13 protein-coding genes, 15 tRNA genes and 1 pseudogene are annotated in these 18,880 nt (G+C 41.0%); 18 read left to right on the forward strand and 11 right to left on the reverse strand.

Going from position 1 to position 18,880, the window contains the following annotated elements; all coding sequences use genetic code 11:
- Positions 1-29: 29 nt before the first annotated feature.
- The 4 genes from ligA to J8Z25_RS06345 are packed head-to-tail and all read left to right on the forward strand — an operon-like array spanning position 30 to position 3,335.
- Positions 30-2,051 (forward strand): NAD-dependent DNA ligase LigA, encoded by a 2,022-nt coding sequence (gene ligA, locus J8Z25_RS06330; protein WP_130051866.1) that lies wholly within the window; start codon positions 30-32, stop codon positions 2,049-2,051.
- Positions 2,044-2,388 (forward strand): DUF3392 family protein, encoded by a 345-nt coding sequence (locus J8Z25_RS06335; RefSeq protein ID WP_167658503.1) that lies wholly within the window; start codon positions 2,044-2,046, stop codon positions 2,386-2,388. The genes ligA and J8Z25_RS06335 overlap by 8 nt, the downstream gene beginning before the upstream one ends.
- Positions 2,385-2,873: a DUF2919 domain-containing protein gene (locus J8Z25_RS06340; protein WP_167658504.1), complete on the forward strand. Its 489-nt coding sequence runs from the start codon at positions 2,385-2,387 to the stop codon at positions 2,871-2,873. The genes J8Z25_RS06335 and J8Z25_RS06340 overlap by 4 nt, the downstream gene beginning before the upstream one ends.
- A gap of 9 nt (positions 2,874-2,882) precedes the next feature.
- The gene (locus J8Z25_RS06345) at positions 2,883-3,335 is read left to right on the forward strand and encodes a hypothetical protein (RefSeq protein WP_250661862.1); all 453 of its coding nucleotides are present in this window, start codon (positions 2,883-2,885) and stop codon (positions 3,333-3,335) included.
- Positions 3,336-3,396: 61 nt separating this feature from the next.
- Here J8Z25_RS06345 and J8Z25_RS20845 read toward each other — a convergent pair whose 3' ends face one another.
- Positions 3,397-3,525 carry a CxxxxCH/CxxCH domain-containing protein gene (locus tag J8Z25_RS20845; protein ID WP_350338354.1) on the reverse strand — a complete coding sequence of 43 codons (129 nt, stop codon included), beginning with the start codon at positions 3,523-3,525 and terminating at the stop codon, positions 3,397-3,399.
- Between J8Z25_RS20845 and msrB the strand changes: the two are divergent.
- A pseudogene (gene msrB, locus J8Z25_RS06350) lies at positions 3,497-3,859 on the forward strand (peptide-methionine (R)-S-oxide reductase MsrB); the annotation flags it as partial. The gene J8Z25_RS20845 and the pseudogene msrB sit on opposite strands and share 29 nt — an antisense overlap.
- On the opposite strand, the gene J8Z25_RS06355 reads toward msrB, so the two are convergent.
- The 10 genes from J8Z25_RS06355 to J8Z25_RS06400 form a co-directional block, all read right to left on the reverse strand.
- On the reverse strand, positions 3,856-5,805 hold the full coding sequence (locus J8Z25_RS06355; RefSeq protein ID WP_130051861.1) for an ATP-binding protein: 1,950 nt from the start codon (positions 5,803-5,805) through the stop codon (positions 3,856-3,858). The pseudogene msrB and the gene J8Z25_RS06355 sit on opposite strands and share 4 nt — an antisense overlap.
- On the reverse strand, positions 5,802-7,178 hold the full coding sequence (locus tag J8Z25_RS06360) for an ABC transporter substrate-binding protein (protein ID WP_250661864.1): 1,377 nt from the start codon (positions 7,176-7,178) through the stop codon (positions 5,802-5,804). Before J8Z25_RS06360 ends, J8Z25_RS06355 begins: the two co-directional genes overlap by 4 nt.
- Before the next feature lie 7 nt (positions 7,179-7,185).
- Positions 7,186-8,820, reverse strand: coding sequence for a response regulator (locus J8Z25_RS06365; protein ID WP_250661865.1), 1,635 nt, complete (start codon positions 8,818-8,820; stop codon positions 7,186-7,188).
- 517 nt (positions 8,821-9,337) lie between these two features.
- A tRNA-Val gene (locus J8Z25_RS06370) sits at positions 9,338-9,413 on the reverse strand.
- A gap of 33 nt (positions 9,414-9,446) precedes the next feature.
- Positions 9,447-9,522 (reverse strand) — tRNA-Val (locus J8Z25_RS06375).
- Positions 9,523-9,557: 35 nt separating this feature from the next.
- Positions 9,558-9,633, reverse strand: a tRNA-Val gene (locus tag J8Z25_RS06380).
- Positions 9,634-9,676: 43 nt separating this feature from the next.
- A tRNA-Val gene (locus J8Z25_RS06385) sits at positions 9,677-9,752 on the reverse strand.
- Between the two features lie 39 nt (positions 9,753-9,791).
- A tRNA-Val gene (locus tag J8Z25_RS06390) sits at positions 9,792-9,867 on the reverse strand.
- Positions 9,868-9,893: 26 nt separating this feature from the next.
- Positions 9,894-9,969 (reverse strand) — tRNA-Val (locus tag J8Z25_RS06395).
- A gap of 36 nt (positions 9,970-10,005) precedes the next feature.
- A tRNA-Val gene (locus tag J8Z25_RS06400) sits at positions 10,006-10,081 on the reverse strand.
- A gap of 643 nt (positions 10,082-10,724) precedes the next feature.
- On the opposite strand from J8Z25_RS06400, the gene J8Z25_RS06405 reads away from it, so the two are divergent.
- From J8Z25_RS06405 to J8Z25_RS06465, 13 genes are all read left to right on the forward strand, one after another.
- Positions 10,725-10,800: transfer RNA gene (locus tag J8Z25_RS06405), tRNA-Ala, on the forward strand.
- A 39-nt stretch (positions 10,801-10,839) separates the two neighbouring features.
- Positions 10,840-10,915 (forward strand) — tRNA-Glu (locus J8Z25_RS06410).
- A 130-nt stretch (positions 10,916-11,045) separates the two neighbouring features.
- A tRNA-Glu gene (locus J8Z25_RS06415) sits at positions 11,046-11,121 on the forward strand.
- A 168-nt stretch (positions 11,122-11,289) separates the two neighbouring features.
- Positions 11,290-11,365, forward strand: a tRNA-Glu gene (locus J8Z25_RS06420).
- A gap of 77 nt (positions 11,366-11,442) precedes the next feature.
- A tRNA-Glu gene (locus J8Z25_RS06425) sits at positions 11,443-11,518 on the forward strand.
- 77 nt (positions 11,519-11,595) lie between these two features.
- A tRNA-Glu gene (locus J8Z25_RS06430) sits at positions 11,596-11,671 on the forward strand.
- Between the two features lie 77 nt (positions 11,672-11,748).
- Positions 11,749-11,824 (forward strand) — tRNA-Glu (locus J8Z25_RS06435).
- A gap of 166 nt (positions 11,825-11,990) precedes the next feature.
- A tRNA-Glu gene (locus J8Z25_RS06440) sits at positions 11,991-12,066 on the forward strand.
- 317 nt (positions 12,067-12,383) lie between these two features.
- Entirely contained in the window at positions 12,384-13,331 is a 948-nt protein-coding gene (locus J8Z25_RS06445; RefSeq protein ID WP_167659210.1) for an HlyD family secretion protein, read from the forward strand.
- Positions 13,328-14,254 (forward strand): ABC transporter ATP-binding protein, encoded by a 927-nt coding sequence (locus J8Z25_RS06450; RefSeq protein WP_167659211.1) that lies wholly within the window; start codon positions 13,328-13,330, stop codon positions 14,252-14,254. Before J8Z25_RS06445 ends, J8Z25_RS06450 begins: the two co-directional genes overlap by 4 nt.
- 2 nt (positions 14,255-14,256) lie before the next feature.
- Entirely contained in the window at positions 14,257-15,405 is a 1,149-nt protein-coding gene (locus tag J8Z25_RS06455; RefSeq protein ID WP_178927465.1) for an ABC transporter permease, read from the forward strand.
- Positions 15,406-15,497: 92 nt separating this feature from the next.
- Positions 15,498-16,637: a sugar ABC transporter substrate-binding protein gene (locus tag J8Z25_RS06460; RefSeq protein WP_250661866.1), complete on the forward strand. Its 1,140-nt coding sequence runs from the start codon at positions 15,498-15,500 to the stop codon at positions 16,635-16,637.
- Positions 16,634-18,871, forward strand: coding sequence for an ATP-binding protein (locus tag J8Z25_RS06465; protein ID WP_250661867.1), 2,238 nt, complete (start codon positions 16,634-16,636; stop codon positions 18,869-18,871). Before J8Z25_RS06460 ends, J8Z25_RS06465 begins: the two co-directional genes overlap by 4 nt.
- Positions 18,872-18,880 lie beyond the last annotated feature (9 nt).

Below are 18,880 nucleotides of genomic sequence, written 5' to 3' on the forward strand. Positions count from 1 at the left end.
CTTTTTTTATGTAGATTTTTGAGGTTTTCATGTCCAGCCCTATCTTTGAGCAAATTAGCCAACTACGTGCCCAGTTAGAAGAGCATAACCATAATTACTATGTGCTGGATGCACCAAGCATTCCTGATGCTGAATATGACCGTCTAATGCGTGAGTTAAGTGCGCTTGAGCAAGCGAATCCTGAGTTTCAAAGCCCAGATTCACCCACGCAAAAAGTCGGTGGCGCTGCACTTGATAAGTTTGAACAAGTAACTCACCAAGTGCCTATGCTGTCACTTGATAATGCTTTTTCAGAAGAAGAGTTTGCTGCCTTTAATCGTCGTATAAAAGAACGTGTAATGGATAACAAAGAGCTAACCTTTTGCTGTGAGCCAAAGCTTGATGGTTTAGCGGTATCAATTATTTATCGTAATGGCGTTTTAGTACAAGCCGCGACTCGTGGCGATGGCATGGTGGGCGAAAATATCACCCAGAATGTAAAAACGATTCGCAATGTACCGCTGAAGTTACGTGGCGATGACTTCCCCGCAGAACTAGAAGTACGCGGTGAAGTATTTATGGACAGCGCTGGTTTTGCCAAGCTTAATAGTGAAGCTGAAAAACGCGGCGACAAGGTGTTTGTAAACCCGCGTAATGCTGCTGCTGGTAGCCTACGCCAGCTTGATTCTAAAGTAACAGCAAAACGTCCACTGATGTTTTATGCCTACAGTACTGGGCTTGTTGCGGATGGGCAGCTACCAGAAGATCATTATCAACAGCTTGCTAAACTTACTGATTGGGGGTTACCTCTGTGTCCAGAAACAAAACTCGTTGAAGGTCAGCAAGCTGCTCTTGATTATTATCAAGACATCTTGACGCGTCGTAGTGATCTTGCCTACGAAATTGACGGTGTTGTTATCAAAGTAAACGACAAAAAGCTACAAGAGCGTTTAGGCTTTGTGGCACGTGCACCACGCTGGGCAATTGCCTTTAAGTTTCCCGCACAAGAAGAAATCACACAATTACTTGATGTTGAGTTTCAGGTAGGTCGCACTGGCGCAATTACACCAGTTGCACGACTAGAGCCAGTATTTGTGGGGGGCGTTACAGTGTCTAATGCAACGCTTCATAACGGCGATGAAATTGCCCGTTTAGGCGTTAAAATTGGCGATACCGTGATTATACGTCGTGCGGGTGATGTTATTCCACAAATTACCCAAGTTGTACTTGAGCGTCGTCCAGACGATGCTAAAGACATTGAATTTCCTGCTACTTGCCCAATTTGTGACTCACATGTGGAGCGCATTGAAGGTGAAGCGGTTGCCCGTTGTACCGGTGGTTTAGTGTGCCAAGCGCAGCGTAAGCAAGCAATTAAACATTTTGCGTCACGTAAAGCCCTTGATGTTGATGGTTTAGGCGACAAAATTGTTGATCAACTTGTTGATCGTGAGCTTATCAAAACGCCTGCTGATTTATTTATCCTTAAACAAGGGCATTTTGAATCACTAGAGCGAATGGGCCCTAAATCTGCTAAGAACTTAGTTAATGCACTACAAGATGCGAAACAAACAACCTTAGCTAAATTCTTATATTCGTTAGGTATTCGCGAAGTGGGTGAAGCAACCGCGCAAAACTTAGCAAACCATTTTTTAACGCTAGAAAAAATCACTCAAGCAAGCGTTGATGCGTTAACAGAAGTAAGTGACGTAGGTGAGATCGTTGCCAAGCATGTGCGTGGCTTCTTTAGCGAGGAGCACAATATGGCAGTTGTAAATGCGTTAGTTGAGCAAGGTATTCACTGGCCAGAATTAACAGCGCCGAGTGCCGATGCGCAGCCATTAGCTGGCTTAACTTACGTACTGACCGGCACATTGAGCGAGCTTAACCGTAATGATGCAAAAGCACGTTTACAAGCGTTAGGTGCAAAAGTGTCGGGTAGTGTATCGGCGAAAACAGATGCGCTTATTGCGGGTGAAAAAGCGGGCTCAAAATTAACCAAAGCACAAGACCTAGGCATTGATGTGTTAACTGAGGCTGACCTCATTGCACTTTTAAGTGAGCACAATGGATAGTCTATTGCAGGCATTGTCGTCAGTTGCTTTAACAATTGGCAGCTGGCTGCAACCACACCTTTACAATATTTCATTATTGCTGGTGGTGTGCTTTTTATCCTTGTATGCAAACGACATTATTAAAGTGACCAAGCGCTTTGTTGCGCGTCGTCACTTTATTATCCGTGTGCTTTGCTTTGTGCTAGTCACCGGGTTTGGCATGGGCTTACTTGTGGTGTTTGTAACTCCATTTTTAAGTAAGTTGCTACTGCTACTCGGTGTTAAATGGCTGGCGCTTACACTTACGGCTGCGTTTTTTGTACTTGGCATCATTGCCGATAAGAAGAACCAAATATGAATCGCTATGGCCCAGAATACTGGGATAAACACGGTGCTTATCGTACCCCATTAGCGTTTCATTTAACCTTACTAGTGCTTTTGCGAAGTTATTTTATCTGGATAATCGCGGCGCTGAGTCGCCGCCCTGATTTAGATATAATGTCGCTGTTTTTTAAAGCTAAAAGCGATTTCTTTACAGCAATTGCGATTGCTGCGATTGCCTTATTACCGGCAGTGATCTTTTGCTTACGCAGGCCACAAGAAAACGCCATAAGTGCAAAACGTCTCGCGTCTATTTGGCGATTTATGCGCTGGCCATTAATTTTGTGTGCAATCACAGATTTAAGTTGGTTAACCTATCAGGCTGCGCACAGTCACTATCAGTTTTCGTTTTTCTTAGCCTGTCAAATGGTGCTGGTGTTATGGGTACTGTTATATTTATTAAAAAGCAGATATCTATCAGTTTTTTTTAATGATTGGCCAGATCCAATCGAAAAGAAATAGGGCTGCAATATGTTGGCAATTAATAAGCTTTTAGCAAAAATTTCACTCACTATCGCGCTGGTATTAATTGCTTTATGGGTATTTACGCCACTTTGGCACAGCGCTGCATTCTCGTTGCTTGTGATGTTATGGGGTTTTATAACCCTATCAAGCCTTTATCGAGTTACGCCGTTATTTGTAGCACGCAATCCCATTACTGACTTATTAAAACGTGATGTGAATCAGCTAGCACTAATAAGCTTAGCGGGTTTATTCGATTTCAAACGCAAAGCTGAGTTTGTATTAATTGGCCAAATTAAGCAGGTTGAAATCGGCGAAGGGATAATCCATGTAACTGATGTCAACGATCAGCAGATAACTGCCGTACTAAGTGTTAACAGCAGCCAAATAAATAGTCATTTAGCACAGCTACTTTCTGAGCGTGAACGTGCACAAATAGATATCAGGCTGCAAACAAGTTAATCACTAGACGCACGTTGCTTGCCCTTGATAGGGATTGTGATGTACTGTGCAACTGTTGTATTCAACCCTGAGGGAGCACTATGTTAACTTGGCAAGATATTTTAGAGTTTGCCCATAACGGTAACCCAACACCTCTACGTCGAGTCGAGAAGTCGCCATCTGAGTGGCAAGCTGAGCTCGAACAAGACACATTTTATGTTACTCGCTTAAAAGGCACAGAACGCCCGCACAGCTCTGATTCATGTACATTATTTGAACCTGGTCAATATGCGTGTGCCTGTTGTGACAATTTATTGTTTGACGGCGATGAAAAGTTCGATAGTGGCACCGGCTGGCCTTCGTTTACACAGCCTAGCAGTCTTGAAAGTATTGCTTATGTGGCTGATTCTAGTCATGGTATGCAACGAATAGAAGCTATTTGCAATGTTTGCGACGCGCATTTGGGCCATGTCTTCCCTGACGGTCCACCACCAACTGGTTTACGTTATTGTATGAATGCCATAGCGATGAAAAAACGCGACTAATCTAAATATTGAGCGATGATAAAAATAAGGTGCTCGCGGTAAATTGGCTTACTAATAATGTAGTCTGTCAAAATATTCGATTGCGCCTTATCATCTTTTAGCGTTGACGCTGTAACTGCAATGATTGGAATATGTTTAAAGCGATCATCACTACGAATTAATTGACTTGCCTCTAAACCGCCCATTACGGGCATTTTTAAATCCATAATGATCAAGTCAGGTTGATGTTGCTCCATTTTATTAAGCGCATCTTCTCCGTTGATAGCTGTATCTATAGTAAAGCTCCAGCGTGATAAGAAGGACTCTAAATAGTCTCGGTTATAAGGGATATCATCAACAATTAAAATACGTGCAGGATTAAAATGATAGCTTGAAATGGCAGGGTAATTACGATGCTCAACTTCGGTTTTTGATTCGGCCAATTCAACGTTTGGTAACGATACAATAAATTCACTACCTCGGCCTTTTTCGCTGATCACTGATAAATCACCACCCATTAGCTTGATAAAGCGCAAAGAAATAGCTAGACCTAATCCGGTTCCGCCAAACTCAGAACTACGTTGGCCTTGTACTTGTTCAAAATCATTAAAAATAAGATCTTGTTGATCTTTAGGAATACCTTTACCTGTGTCTTTGACATGAATTTTGATATCAATATTGCTGTTGTCATCGTGGGCTTTAAAATCGAAATACACTTTGACACTGCCTTGTGCAGTGAATTTAATAGCATTACTGATCAAGTTTGTGAGTACTTGGCGCACTTTATTACTATCAAGTAACACGGGCGTTTTTAGCGCTGGGTTAGAAATCACCTGTAAGTCGAGATCTTTTTGTGCACTGAGTTGTAAAAACATCATATTGAGTTCATGGCACATTTTAGGGATTTCTACACGCTCAATATCGAGTTGCATTTTACCAGCATCGATTTTTGATAAATCGAGAATGTCATTCAATACATTAAGCAGGGAATTACCCGAGATTGAAATTGCTTCTAAGTAACGACGTTTATTTTTATCTGTTTCGCTATCTTGCAGTAACTGGCTAAAGCCTAACACTGCATTAAGCGGAGTTCTAAGTTCATGGGACATATTGGCTAAAAAGCGGCTTTTAGCCTGATTTGATTGCTCAGCTTGCTCTTTAGCATCAAGATACTCTTGAGTACGTTTAGCAACGGTATCTTCGAGTAAACTATGTTGTTCATGCATGCTGTTAATCTGTTGCCTAACCGCAGCACGCATCATTTTAAAGCCACTGGCAAGGGTGCCAATCTCATCTTGGCTTTTTATGTTAATAGGGCAGTTTAGATCACCAGTGGTCACAGCATGAGAAAACTCAACAAGCTGATCAATTGGCTGCAAGATAATACGGCGAATAATGATGTAGGCGATGATGAGTGCAGTTAAAAGGTAGATTGCAAATAGTGACACAGCATTACTAATGATAGATTTAGTTTTTAATGCTAAGTCTTTATCTGAAAAGCTCACAATAACATAACCGATATTTTCGCCCTGAAAGTTGCTAATTGGTACAGCAACAGCATATTGTTGCTCCATAGCTACAATGGTATTTTGCTTTGGATTAAGCTGCTTTAATAGCATTTGGTTAGTTTCAAGGGTATCAACTTTACTGTTATCAGGATGGGCAGCAATAAAGTTATTTTGATCGATAAAGTAAATCGTCTGTAAGTCATCAAAGGTATTATTTTTTAGAATATTTTTTAATGTTAATCCCTGAATTTTAAGTACCCAACTTCCTACCGTATTGTCTTTAGTTAAGCTTTTTATTTCTGACAACATGGGTGAGACAATAGCGTCAGCTTTTTCACTCATGTTCAAAAGTGTTTGTTCTTTTAGCTCCATAACATGCAAAGACGTACTTGCCCCTAAAATAAGGGTAATGGTAAAGCCGATGATCATTAAAATTTTATGGGCAATACTAATTCTCATTGCTGAATATTGCTCCGTACTTTTAGCGCTTGCATATTAGTGTTTATTTTTTCGTCAGCAGCTTTAATAGATTGCTTTATATCTGCACCATAGAAAATTTGGCTAAAGGTTTGCGAGATAATTTTGCCAATAACAGGAAACTCGACCATACCAGACTGCAGGCGGTCCGGAGTTGCGTGATCAAATACCCATAACATGGTTTTATTAAAGCCAGGCTTGTTTACTAAAGTAAATAGTTTTTCGTGCCACACCTTTTGCCTTGGTGGTGAACCTCCGGTACTCAGTAGTGCGGCTGTTTGTTCACTTGTTGCCCATTGAATAAATAACCATGCAGCATGTTTTTCATTTGATTTGCTATTTATCGCGAACGCCCATGCCCATGGCGATGTTTCTCGGGCTATTGGGCCAGCAGGCAAGGGGGCGGCCTCCCATTTATTCCAAATATCAGACTCTTCTGCGGTATCTATTTCATTATAAAAATGAGAGGCCAAAAAGGCCGAGGCAAGTTGGCCTTCTTTAAAAAGGCGACGAATTTCATAAAAGTGAAGTAAGCGGCTGTTATCAGGGGTGCCGAACCCCGTGACTAGATCACGATACACTTGTAAGCTTTTTGCTGTCTGAGGACTACCGAAAACAGATTGACCTTGCTTATTGATAACCTCAGCACCATAAGCTCGCATAATAGGCAAGACTGTCCAGGTGTTTAATCCTGCCCCCGGCAGTGTGCGTGAGGCAAATGCGTGCATACCATTCAAAGAAGGGGTGCGGTCAATAGCCTTTTGCAGCTTAATTTTAGTCGCTTGCAGTTGCTCGTAGGTATTGGGTACTTCTAGGTTGAAACGCTCGAAAAGATCTTTACGGTAAAAATATATCGGCGCAGAAAAATCAAACGGTAACGAATATAGTGTATCGTCGATCTTACAAAGGGCTAGGCTACGCTCACTAATATCTTCTAACTGATACCACGCTTTGTCTGTAAGTCTAGGGTTTTCAATGTATGGCTGTAAAGGGTCAACCCAGCCTTGGCTTTGAGCTTCACCTAAAAATGTGATTCCCATAGGCAGTACATCATAAAGACCTGTGGCTTCGCTTAAATCTTGATGTCGACGAGCACGCATTTGCGACTGTTCTAAGGCATGAAAACCAACAGAAATTCCTGTTAGCTTTTCAAACAAAGGAATGTAGGGTTTTAAAGCCATAAATGCGGGTTGCTCGTCAGCCAAGATATTTATATGGCTACCCGCTTCACTTTGCCAATTTATAGTTGCTTGCTGCCAATGTTGTAACGTTGCTGAGGCAAAGCTACATTGACAAAAAACCAAAAGCGCAACGCTGAGGGGGAGATTTTTAAGTTTTAACAAACGAAACGCCATAAAGAAGTTACTCTGCAAGTTTAATTTTTAATTTTGCAGCCTGTGCTTTAATTTTTTCAAAGCGGATTGCTTGTTCATCTTCTAATGTTTGAGCATCTAACAAGGCAAAACATTTTTTCGCGAGTGCTAAATTAAATGATTGGCCTTGGTTATTTGTATCGAATAAACACTGCAGTAAATTTAAGGCGATGCTGGCATTTTTTGGCATTATTCTAAATGCCTGTGTGAATGCTTCAAGTGCAGTATTTAGCTGGCCTTTATTAAACTGCGTCACAGCGTGGTTATTGAGCTCTTTTGGACCTAACTTAATATCACGCCGCTCAGTTTGTTGCTGTTGAATATAACGTAAATAAACCGGATCGCTTATTGATGGGTGACGTTCACAGTGATTGATAATTTGGTTAAACAATGTTTGTGCTTTGTGGTGGAAGCCCAATTCATGAAACGCTTTCGCTTTATCGAGGGCTCCATCTACCGAACGAATTTGGCTGTCACTTTCATCCAGTTGATTGATGAGTGCTTTGGCCTTTTGATGTTCATCCTTTAAGTAATGCAAACGCGCATTGAGAACGTCAATCTGTGTTTGGTTATTACTATTAGGAAATTGTTTTTTTAAATCACTCAAGTATTGGTTTGTCTGTCTTGAAATACGATTAACTTGATCGGTCTGATCTGTAGTTAAAGCAAAATCAATACCGGCACGAGCCGCATTTAAATACACATCAGGGTTGTCGTGAATAGAGTGCTTTGCGTAACTAGCAATGTCTTTTTGAGTTAGATAATTCTTTTCGTAGTCGTGATTAAGTAACGATACATGACTCAAGGTTTTTTGACGGTCAATATTACGTGGCGCAATTTCAACAGCTTGACTAAAAAACTGCTGAGCCTCATCAAACTTATGCAGCTTTATTTCTAATCGACCGAGTAAATCAAGAGCAACGAGTCGAGTTTCACTGCGCTGCAACATTGTCTTCAGCATACGATGTGCAAGTGTGTGTTCATTATTGGCAATGAGTGCTTCTACTAAACCTACTTTTGCCCATGTGAATTTTTGAATATCGAGCACTGATTTAAAGAATGTTTTTGCATCTTCAAAGCGTTTGAGGCGAAGTAGGGCATCACCTTTTAATCTCAATAGAATCGCGCTATAACTATTGCCTTTATTTTGCAACAAAGCATCAATTTGTTTAATTGCTTTTGAATCGTTACCATCATCAATAAGCTGATAAACTTGGTGGAGGTTGTTCTTGCGTAATAATACTTTTTCTATACGATTTTTTAATTCGTAAATTGTAAATGGTTTAACTAAAAAATCATCTGGTTGTAGCTCAAGCACACTGTGAACCAAAGAACCACTTGTTTCAGCTGAGATAAAAATGAAGCCCGTGGAGTTTTTAATAAGGCGCTTCATTTTCAGCTCTTCATAAAGCTGATAGCCATCTTGAGGTTTACTTAAGTTAAATGAACAAACGATGAGGTCAAATTGCTCAATTTGACATTGTTCTTTTGCTGCAATGGCATGCTCTGCAAAACGCAATTGACGAAAGCCCAACCCTTCTAAGGATTGTTTCATATAGCTTTGAGCAAGAGGCTGCTCTTCAACTATTAAAATTTTGGCTTTCGAAAAAATCTTTGCAGGCATTGGACTTGCGACTAAGTGACATTAACAACGACTATAATAAACAGTCTAGCTGCTGACAAGGCAAATTACAGCTTTTGCAGCGATTTAAAATTTACTTTTAGGCTATATCAATAGTGGGGGAGGTTGGTATTAGAGTTTAAATCTCAAATGTCAGATAAAAGGAACTAGATACTAGAGGTTTATATGTGGTGGGTCGTACTGGACTAGAACCATCGAGCCTGTGTTTTGTTAATGGTGGCGATGCTTTTGAAAGCTAAGGGTAAAATAAAGAAATATATTTAATGAAGTGTCTATATGTGGTGGGTCGTATTGGATTAGAACCATCGAGCCTGTGTTTTGTTAATGGTGGCGATGCTTTTGAAAGCTAAGGGTAAATAAGGAAATATATTTAATGAAGTGTTTATATGTGGTGGGTCGTATTGGATTAGAACCATCGAGCCTGTGTTTTGTTAATGGTGGCGATGCTTTTGAAAGCTAAGGGTAAATAAGGAAATATATTTAATGAAGTGTTTATATGTGGTGGGTCGTACTGGACTTGAACCAGTGACCCTCGCCTTGTAAGGGCGATGCTCTCCCAACTGAGCTAACGACCCACATATAAATTGCCTAGTGGCTTAAAGATTAAATGGTGGGTCGTACTGGACTTGAACCAGTGACCCTCGCCTTGTAAGGGCGATGCTCTCCCAACTGAGCTAACGACCCATATAATCTTTTTCTTCGCTTACCATCGGTGAAAATGGTGGGTCGTACTGGACTTGAACCAGTGACCCTCGCCTTGTAAGGGCGATGCTCTCCCAACTGAGCTAACGACCCGCGAAGATTAATCTAAATGAGAACACCACTAAAATGTGTTTAATGGTGGGTCGTACTGGACTTGAACCAGTGACCCTCGCCTTGTAAGGGCGATGCTCTCCCAACTGAGCTAACGACCCATTTAGATTTTTTGTAATATGAACACCATTAGTGAATAATGGTGGGTCGTACTGGACTTGAACCAGTGACCCTCGCCTTGTAAGGGCGATGCTCTCCCAACTGAGCTAACGACCCATATTACATGCAGCCCTATTTCTTAATGGTGGGTCGTACTGGACTTGAACCAGTGACCCTCGCCTTGTAAGGGCGATGCTCTCCCAACTGAGCTAACGACCCATTAAGAATTTAGATATGAACACCATTAGTGAATAATGGTGGGTCGTACTGGACTTGAACCAGTGACCCTCGCCTTGTAAGGGCGATGCTCTCCCAACTGAGCTAACGACCCATATCTAAAACAACTCATTGCTGCGTTGTTGTGGGGCGCTATTATAGATAGAGTTGTAAATGTGTCAACACTTGAATGAGTAAAAATGTGTTAGATGCAGCTTTTATAAACAATGACATGGCAATTAAGCATTTTTTGGTGAACAAATATGCAATTTATATTCATAACCTTGTATTTATAAGTTGATCTATAGCTCTATGACCTTAGTAAAATGATCGAAGTGATATGAAAACAGTAAAGCTTTATAGCAGTTTCTTCGTATCAATAAGTTTGCATCAGTTAAAAGCGACCTATTTTGTATATTAAAAAACAACATAGGGTACGCTTAGTTTCTTTATTTAAAGCTTTAGGTAGCGATCTTTGTTTTGCATATAAATGTATACCTTATTTAAATAAGCAAGTTTATAGGCAGGAAGCCTTTAAATGAGAAACCAGTACTGCAAGTAGCTCAAAATAGCGAATTTGATAGCACTTTGTTTAAAACACCACCGTAACGGATTGATATTTAGTCAGCTTGTTGAAATTTAAATCATTTAAATAAACTTAGATAAAAAACTGTTGACTTTATTTGGGGGGCTGCATAGAATGCGCCCCGCACTCAGCGATACACAGCCAACATTAATTGGTGGTGTGTATGCAAGTCGGGGCTATAGCTCAGCTGGGAGAGCGCTTCGCTGGCAGCGAAGAGGTCTGCGGTTCGATCCCGCATAGCTCCACCAGATTTGCATAGTGTTTGTCCTAGGGTTGCAGTTTTCTGCGTCCCCATCGTCTAGAGGCCTAGGACACCGCCCTTTCACGGCGGTAACAGGGGTTCGAATCCCCTTGGGGACGCCACTTACTTCAAGTAAGTGAGCAATTGCCAAGAAAATAAATATGTTAGTCTCGAGTACTTACATGTTAATTTAGTAACCTTAACTCCGGTATGAGTCAAACTATCATTTAATGTCCTAGTGACACATTATGTGTCCCCATCGTCTAGAGGCCTAGGACACCGCCCTTTCACGGCGGTAACAGGGGTTCGAATCCCCTTGGGGACGCCACTTATTTAATTAGGTTATGTGTAGCGGGGCGGTGAACACCGCGCAATCTATGCACGACGTTATCAAGAGTACGAATCTCTTGGGGACGCCACTTACTAAAAGTGTTGTGTTATTAAAACTCGTCTGAATCGAGTCTAACTATTCAGTTGTCCTAGTGACACATTATGTGTCCCCATCGTCTAGAGGCCTAGGACACCGCCCTTTCACGGCGGTAACAGGGGTTCGAATCCCCTTGGGGACGCCACTTACTAAAAGTGTTGTGTTATTAAAACTCGTCTGAATCGAGTCTAACTATTCAGTTGTCCTAGTGACACATTATGTGTCCCCATCGTCTAGAGGCCTAGGACACCGCCCTTTCACGGCGGTAACAGGGGTTCGAATCCCCTTGGGGACGCCACTTACTAAAAGTGTTGTGTTATTAAAACTCGTCTGAATCGAGTCTAACTATTCAGTTGTCCTAGTGACACATTATGTGTCCCCATCGTCTAGAGGCCTAGGACACCGCCCTTTCACGGCGGTAACAGGGGTTCGAATCCCCTTGGGGACGCCACTTACTAAAAGTGCTGTGTTATTAACACTCGTCTGAATCGAGTCTAATTATTCAGTTGTCCTAGTGACACATTATGTGTCCCCATCGTCTAGAGGCCTAGGACACCGCCCTTTCACGGCGGTAACAGGGGTTCGAATCCCCTTGGGGACGCCACTTACTAAAAGTGCTGTGTTATTAACACTCGTCTGAATCGAGTCTAATTATTCAGTTGTCCTAGTGACACAGAAACTTTCTGTTTAAGCTAAGGCCATTCGCCTCGCAGGCTCGGTCTCATCTTACACAGAAATAGCAAATCGGTGATTTGCAAACCAATTTCTGCGTCCCCATCGTCTAGAGGCCTAGGACACCGCCCTTTCACGGCGGTAACAGGGGTTCGAATCCCCTTGGGGACGCCACTTACTTAAGTAGGTTATGTGTAGCGGTTCGGCGAACTCCGAACAATCTATGCAAGACGTTATCAAGAGTACTAATCTCTTAGCGCGATGCCACATATTGACATAATCTTATGTTAAGTAGGAATAATCACCTTGTAATCTAACTTCAAATGGTTAGATAAACATATCTAGAATTTCATCGCTTTAACTCTCCAACATATCTCTGCGATATTATTTTTTTAATTTCTAAAAAATCAATTTTTACAGAACACTTTTACTGAACATTTTATTACTTTATAGTATTTAGCAACTCATCAGCTAACCGTAAGGAAATTAAAATGTTAGCTAAACGTGTTGTACTCATATTTATTTCTTTAGTTATTTCAGCTTGTTCAGACTCTAATGAGGGAGTAGCGCTAGGGACTCTTGAGCGTGAACGTGTGATCCATCCTGCAACGACTAACGAAGTACTGATTGATTTACCCGTCTCAGCAGGTCAGTTAGTTGAAAAAGGGCAGGTAATTGCACAGTTCGATGCTGAGCTTCAACAAGCCATTGTAGCCAAAGCTCAAGCGCAACTAGCTCAAGCAACAGCATTTCTTGAAAAAACTTTAAATGGTGCTCGCCCAGAAGAGGTTGCTGCGACATCAGCCAAAGTAGCAGCGGCAAATGCTGCATACACACAAAGCGAAGCTAATTTTCGCCGAGCAAAAACGTTAGTTAAAGATAAGCTCGCAAGCCAAGAAACCTTAGACAGCGCAACAGCCGCACGGGATGAAACTTTTGCAAATTTAGAATCAGCAAAGCAGAACCTAAAAGAGCTAACAAATGGCTCTCGTGTCGAAGATATTAATAGTGCAAAGGCGCAAGTTCAAGCCGCAGAAGCTGAGCTAAAAGTACAACAAAAATATCTTTCAGATCTGACAATTAAAGCGATGCGTTCCGGCAGAGTCGATAATTTGCCTTGGCATGTAGGTGAGCGAGTTACTAAAGGAAGCCCTGTGGTTATTATTCAAGCGAACAGCGCACCATACGCACGCGTATATATCCCAGAACCATATCGCGCCAAGCTCAAACAGGGCATGAGGCTCATGGTTCGCGTAGACGGTATAGATCAAGAGATTGAAGGCGAACTTACTTGGATCGCCACAGAGCCTGCTTTCACTCCTTTTTATGCCCTTAATCAGGAAGAGCGCGCGCGTTTAATGTATCTTGCTGAGGTAACACTACCTGCAACTGAGAATAACTTACCAACAGGCGTACCTGCCCAAGTGGTTATGCCATGACTGAGTCGGTGATCCATGCCAAAGGCTTGATAAAACAATTTGGCGATTTAACAGCGATTGATAACCTTGATCTAGACGTTCAGCAAGGCCAAATTTATGGCTTTTTAGGCCCCAATGGTTGTGGTAAAACGACTGCAATACGTATGCTTACGGGTTTATTGAAGCCAACCGCCGGTGATATCAATGTGCTTGGCTTGAGCCTGCCAAAAGATGCAGAAAAGCTGAGAACACAACTTGGTTATATGACTCAAAAGTTTTCACTTTATAGCGACTTAACTGTACTTGAAAACCTCCAGTTCATGGCTGCGCTTTACCCTTTAAAAAAGCGGCAAAAACAACAAAGAATTGATGAATTGCTCCATACCTACGGTCTTGATCAAAGAGCGGAACAAATGGCCGGAAGTATGAGTGGGGGCCAAAGGCAGCGCTTGGCATTGGCTGCTGCAGTGATCAATAAACCGAAAATTTTATTTCTTGATGAGCCAACATCGGCAGTCGATCCACAAAATCGCCGTGACTTTTGGGAAACACTTTTTGATTTAAGTAATGCCGGTACAACAATATTAGTCACTACTCACTACATGGATGAAGCGGAGCGCTGTCATCGTTTAGCAATTTTAGAATCCGGTATTAAACGCGCCGATGGCTCACCAAAACAATTAATGACAGACATGCATGCCTATGTTGTAGAAATAGCTGGGGCGCAAACTAGAGAATTAAAAAAACAGCTCGCAACAATCGATCAAGTTATCTCGGCGACTCAGTTAGGCGCACAATTGCGAGTATTAGTGAAAAAAGATGTTCAAGATCCCGTTGAGTTTATAAAACAGCAATCATTTTGTAAGGATACGTGGCAAGTAAATATTGTTCGCCCAAGCCTTGAGGACGTGTTTGTAACTTGTACAGGGCAGGGCAGACAATGAATATTGTTACCTCTTTAAGCCGTATAAAAGCTATTGTAAGCAAAGAGTTATTACAATTACGCCGTGATAGAATGACATTTGCTATGGTGGTAATGATCCCCCTTATCCAGCTGATTCTATTTGGGTATGCTATTAACACTAATGTTAAGGATATCCCTGTTGCAGTAGTCGATCATAGTCACACTGCTCTCAGCCGCATTTTAGTACAAACAGTATCAGCCACAAATGTGGTCAAAGTGACAGATTACTATAACAGTATAGAGCAAGCACAAACAGCAATAGCCAGTGCTAAAGTGCGCGCCGTGCTTTTTATACCCCACGATGTAGCAAACCGGCTTGCTCAACACCCAACAGTCGGTTTTGGTTTACCAGATGGTAGTAATGAGTCGTTAGTCAGGCCAATTGCGCATTGGTTAGTTGATGGCTCAGATACAATGGTAGCGTCGAGCATTAAATCGCTTCGCAACATGCCGCTTGCTGAACTGCTCGATAAGCCCGCGAATAGAACTTATCCTACCTTTGAAACAACCTTATTTTATAACCCTGAGCAGCGCTCTGCGGTTAATATTGTGCCAGGTTTAGCAGCTGTCATTTTGACCATGACCATGATTATGTTTACCTCTGCTGCAATTGTTAAAGAGCAAGAGCGAGGCAATATGGAGCTCTTAATAACCTTACCTTTAAGCTCACTTGAGTTGATGATAGGTAAAGTGGTGCCTTATATCTTCATTGGTTTTATTCAGTTATTTATTATATTAGGAATGGGCAAGATATTATTTCATATTCCTTTTGGCGGTGGTTTAGTGGCACTGGTTGTCGCAACATTTGCCTTTATATGCGCCAGTTTAGTGCTAGGTTTAGTGCTCTCGACCATCGCTAAAAACCAGCTTCAAGCAATGCAAATGACTATTTTTATTCTGTTACCTTCCATTTTATTGTCTGGTTTTGTATTTCCCTATGAAGGAATGCCTATGGCGGCGCAGTGGCTTGCTGAATGCTTACCAGCAACGCACTATTTAAGGCTAATAAGAGGAATAGTACTAAAAGATGTCAATCTAATGAGTATGAGCAGTGACTTAATTTGGCTTTTGATCTTTACTATTTTAGGCTTGGCTATGGCTGCACTAAGGTTCAAGAAAACCCTTGATTAAGCTAGGCAATGTACGGCATATGTGCTTAACTAAAATATAATTTTCATTATTTATGAGCAAACCTTAGCGTGTGGCAAGTATTTTGGGTAGTGATGCTAATAGTTACATTTGATAGCTATGCGGCAAAGATAAACCTAGCCCATACCATGAAACATGAGCATTTTGATCAACTGTTAAGCACACTCGCTGAGCAAAGTGGTTTGACGGTTAATTCTGTGTCGGTTGATCAAAAAGCTCTAAAAGTAAGACTGGTACAAAACACCAGTACCAGCACCTCAACAGACGTTATTATTGTGCCTGCAGATCATTTAGGTCTTGATAAATATGCCAACTACAGTGTTATTCCAAGCTCACTCATTGCTGACACTACAGATAAGCGAACCTTAGACACTGCTAAGCTAAACAATCAGCTCTTGGGTATTCCCATTATTCAAGGTAATCACCTGCTACTTTTTTATAATAAGCAGTACGTTAAAGAGCCAATAGAAAATTGGCAGGATATATATAGCTTTAAATCATCCTTGCCTGAAGAGGTTAAACTAGTTACATGGAGTTTTATGGAGATGTACTGGTTTATTCCGTTTTTATCGGCTTTTAATGGTGATCTAATTGTAGATAATAAAGCTCAGCTAAACACGCCTGCAATGCAATCTGCTCTCAAATTTGTTTGGGATTTAAGTAAACAAAACCTCGTTGACAGACAGTGCGATTACACTTGTTCAAATAACGCATTTAAAGCGCAGCAAGCCGCATTTACTATTGATGGTGCATGGGCATTAAAAACGTATGATCAGGCGCTTGGTGATAATTTAGGGATGCAACAGTTACCGAAACTCAATGGTGAGTATATGCAGCCTTATTACTCTACTTTTGTACTGGCGTTTCCAAATGATGGCCTAAATGGTGCAAATAAAGAAAACTTATTCAAATTTGCTAAATTGGTTCAATCAGAAAAGTTCCAAACAATGATTTGGCAACAGCTCCAAGATATTCCTATCAATACAGAGGTTTTAAATAAGCTAAAAGCACAACAAGGTTCATGGTTATCAACCTTAGTTGATGCTATGCAATTCACAAAACCTATGCTATCAACGCCATCTATGATCATTGTATGGGAAGTATTAAATAAAGGTTTTATTCGCTATGGGAGTGGAGCCTTAACTGCTGAGCAAGCGGGGTTATTTATGCAAGGGTTGGCAGAGCGTTCGATTGCCAATGAAGGGGATGAATGAGCAGTCCACGCTTTAGTCGCGCCTTGTTTATCAGTGTTTTACTTCTGGTAATTATACCTTTATTGATACTTGCAGGTTTGATGACAGGGCGTTTCTATTTAAGCTCGATTGATCAGGCAAACACTAGTTTACAGTGGCAAGCCAGAAATAATGCGGCTAGTCTTGAGCAACTATTATTTAAGCTTGAGAAAAACAGCCAATTACTTAGTAGTATCAAGGCGATTACTGAATTGCCTAATAAAGTTGTATACTCACAGTTCGCGCTAGTACAGCTACAGGAGTTTGTCGCCCAAAACCCGCAAATCAAAGCTGCAATTGTTATTGATAACCAAGGGTTTATAGTTGAGGGTTATCCTATTACCTCTTTAAATTTGAACTATAAGCTCACAAAAAGCATTCTCGATAGCGCCCAAACATCGACACAACAGAACACAATTCAAATTATTGATAACCCCCAAGTGAGTGAGTTGTTTGTTCCTGCACAAGCAAAACAAAATGCCTTGTTGGCTATTACATCAACACTGCTCCATGAGCAAGATTCACTGAGCGAGCCAATTATCAAAACGGGCGTATTAGTGTCTTTTGTCCCCTTATCCGAAGCGTTAAAGTGGCTTGCAATACATAATGAGCAGCCAGTTTATCAAGAAGGCAAGCAAGTACAAATCACAGCAGAAAAAAATATTTTGTTTAGTTTGGGTGATGCGGGCGAAAATGGGAAACTAATGGGGCAAGCAACGATTAATAATGTTTACTTCGAAGGCAAACCAACGAACTTACAGTTTCAAATTAACGAAACCAAAACAAGTTACACCAGCGCCGTTAAACAAACAGCCGTATTAGCAGGACTACTAATTTTTGGACTCTCTGTTATTTCATTTATTCTCGTCCGTTGGCTGACTGCGCGACTTCATAACCCGCTGAATCGTATAACTGCCCTTAGCCGCGAGTATGCGTTAGGGAATTACAAACAAAATACTGACGACTTTCACTACCAAGAGTTTAAAGATATTGCTGAGTCGCTAAATAGCATGGCTGAAACCATTGATATTCAAATTACTTCTTTGCAGCTAGAAAAACATCGGGCTGAGCGTTCTGAGCAAGTTAAAAGCCAATTCTTAGCGAATATGAGCCATGAAATACGCACTCCAATGAATGGTATCGTGGGCTTTTTACAGTTACTAAATAAAAGCGAATTAACGCAAGAGCAAGCAGAGTTCGTTAGGCAAATTAATAACTGCAGCGATGTTTTATTGACCGTTATTAATGACATTCTTGATTTTTCAAAAATAGAGGCAAAAAAAATAGAGCTAGAGTCGCGTGAATGTGATTTAGTCGCGCTTTGTCGTGACCTTATTTTATTATTCAAGCCTAGTTGTGATAACAAAGGGATTCGCTGCAATCTAGATGTCCCCTCAATACAATCTTTGATCGTTGAGTGTGATGAAATACGTGTTAAACAAGTGCTTATTAATTTGCTTTCGAATGCAGTTAAGTTCACTAACCAAGGGGAAATTGTACTCTCACTTACTTTGCTAAATAGAGACGAACGCGTCACAGACGTTGAGTTTTCTGTAAAAGATTCAGGAATTGGTATCGCAGAAGATAAAATTAAAGCACTGTTTAATCCATTTGTTCAGGCGCAAAGTAATATCACCCGTGAATATGGCGGTACAGGCCTTGGGCTTGCAATTAGTAAAGGGATGATTGATTTAATGGCAGGGAATATAGCGATAATTAGTGAGCTTGGCAAAGGAACCGAGTTTACGGTTAATGTCAGTTTTAAAACGCTATATCCAGAAGGTGTAAGCGCTAAAGTGGATCAGTTAGATAAAGACTCTCAATTTGATTTTAACTCAGTCGATAAGCCTATATTAATTGCCGAAGATAACCCAATTAACCAAATTGTTATCACTAAGTATTTAACTCAATTAGGTCTAAGTTATGAATTGGCCGAAAATGGACAAATTGCGTGTGAGAAAACCCTAATAAAAGACTACGCACTGATTTTAATGGATATCCAAATGCCGGTGATGGATGGTTTAACTGCCAGTGAAAATTTATTAGCAAGGTCAGGTTTTAATACACCAATTATTGCAGTCAGTGCCAATGCAATGAAAGACGACATCGAAAGAAGTTCAAAAATTGGTATCAGCGACCATATCGCAAAGCCAATTAATTTTACTGAACTGGAAAAAGTACTCGCAAAGTGGCTATCTCAGCAATTGCTGAAATAGCCACTATCA

It is taken from the genome of Pseudoalteromonas sp. SCSIO 43101 (assembly GCF_023650775.1).
Lineage (GTDB): Bacteria > Pseudomonadota > Gammaproteobacteria > Enterobacterales > Alteromonadaceae > Pseudoalteromonas > Pseudoalteromonas apostichopi.

Excerpts from the sequence above, each read along its gene's own strand:
- J8Z25_RS06365 (WP_250661865.1), bottom strand. The coding sequence starts at position 8,820 with ATGCCTGCAAAGATTTTTTCGAAAGCCAAAATTTTAATAGTTGAAGAG.
- J8Z25_RS06360 (WP_250661864.1), bottom strand. The coding sequence starts at position 7,178 with ATGGCGTTTCGTTTGTTAAAACTTAAAAATCTCCCCCTCAGCGTTGCG.
- J8Z25_RS06355 (WP_130051861.1), bottom strand. The coding sequence starts at position 5,805 with ATGAGAATTAGTATTGCCCATAAAATTTTAATGATCATCGGCTTTACC.
- J8Z25_RS06445 (WP_167659210.1), top strand. The coding sequence starts at position 12,384 with ATGTTAGCTAAACGTGTTGTACTCATATTTATTTCTTTAGTTATTTCA.
- J8Z25_RS06345 (WP_250661862.1), top strand. The coding sequence starts at position 2,883 with ATGTTGGCAATTAATAAGCTTTTAGCAAAAATTTCACTCACTATCGCG.
- ligA (WP_130051866.1), top strand. The coding sequence starts at position 30 with ATGTCCAGCCCTATCTTTGAGCAAATTAGCCAACTACGTGCCCAGTTA.
- J8Z25_RS06465 (WP_250661867.1), top strand. The coding sequence starts at position 16,634 with ATGAGCAGTCCACGCTTTAGTCGCGCCTTGTTTATCAGTGTTTTACTT.
- J8Z25_RS06335 (WP_167658503.1), top strand. The coding sequence starts at position 2,044 with ATGGATAGTCTATTGCAGGCATTGTCGTCAGTTGCTTTAACAATTGGC.
- J8Z25_RS06340 (WP_167658504.1), top strand. The coding sequence starts at position 2,385 with ATGAATCGCTATGGCCCAGAATACTGGGATAAACACGGTGCTTATCGT.
- J8Z25_RS06450 (WP_167659211.1), top strand. The coding sequence starts at position 13,328 with ATGACTGAGTCGGTGATCCATGCCAAAGGCTTGATAAAACAATTTGGC.
- J8Z25_RS06460 (WP_250661866.1), top strand. The coding sequence starts at position 15,498 with ATGCTAATAGTTACATTTGATAGCTATGCGGCAAAGATAAACCTAGCC.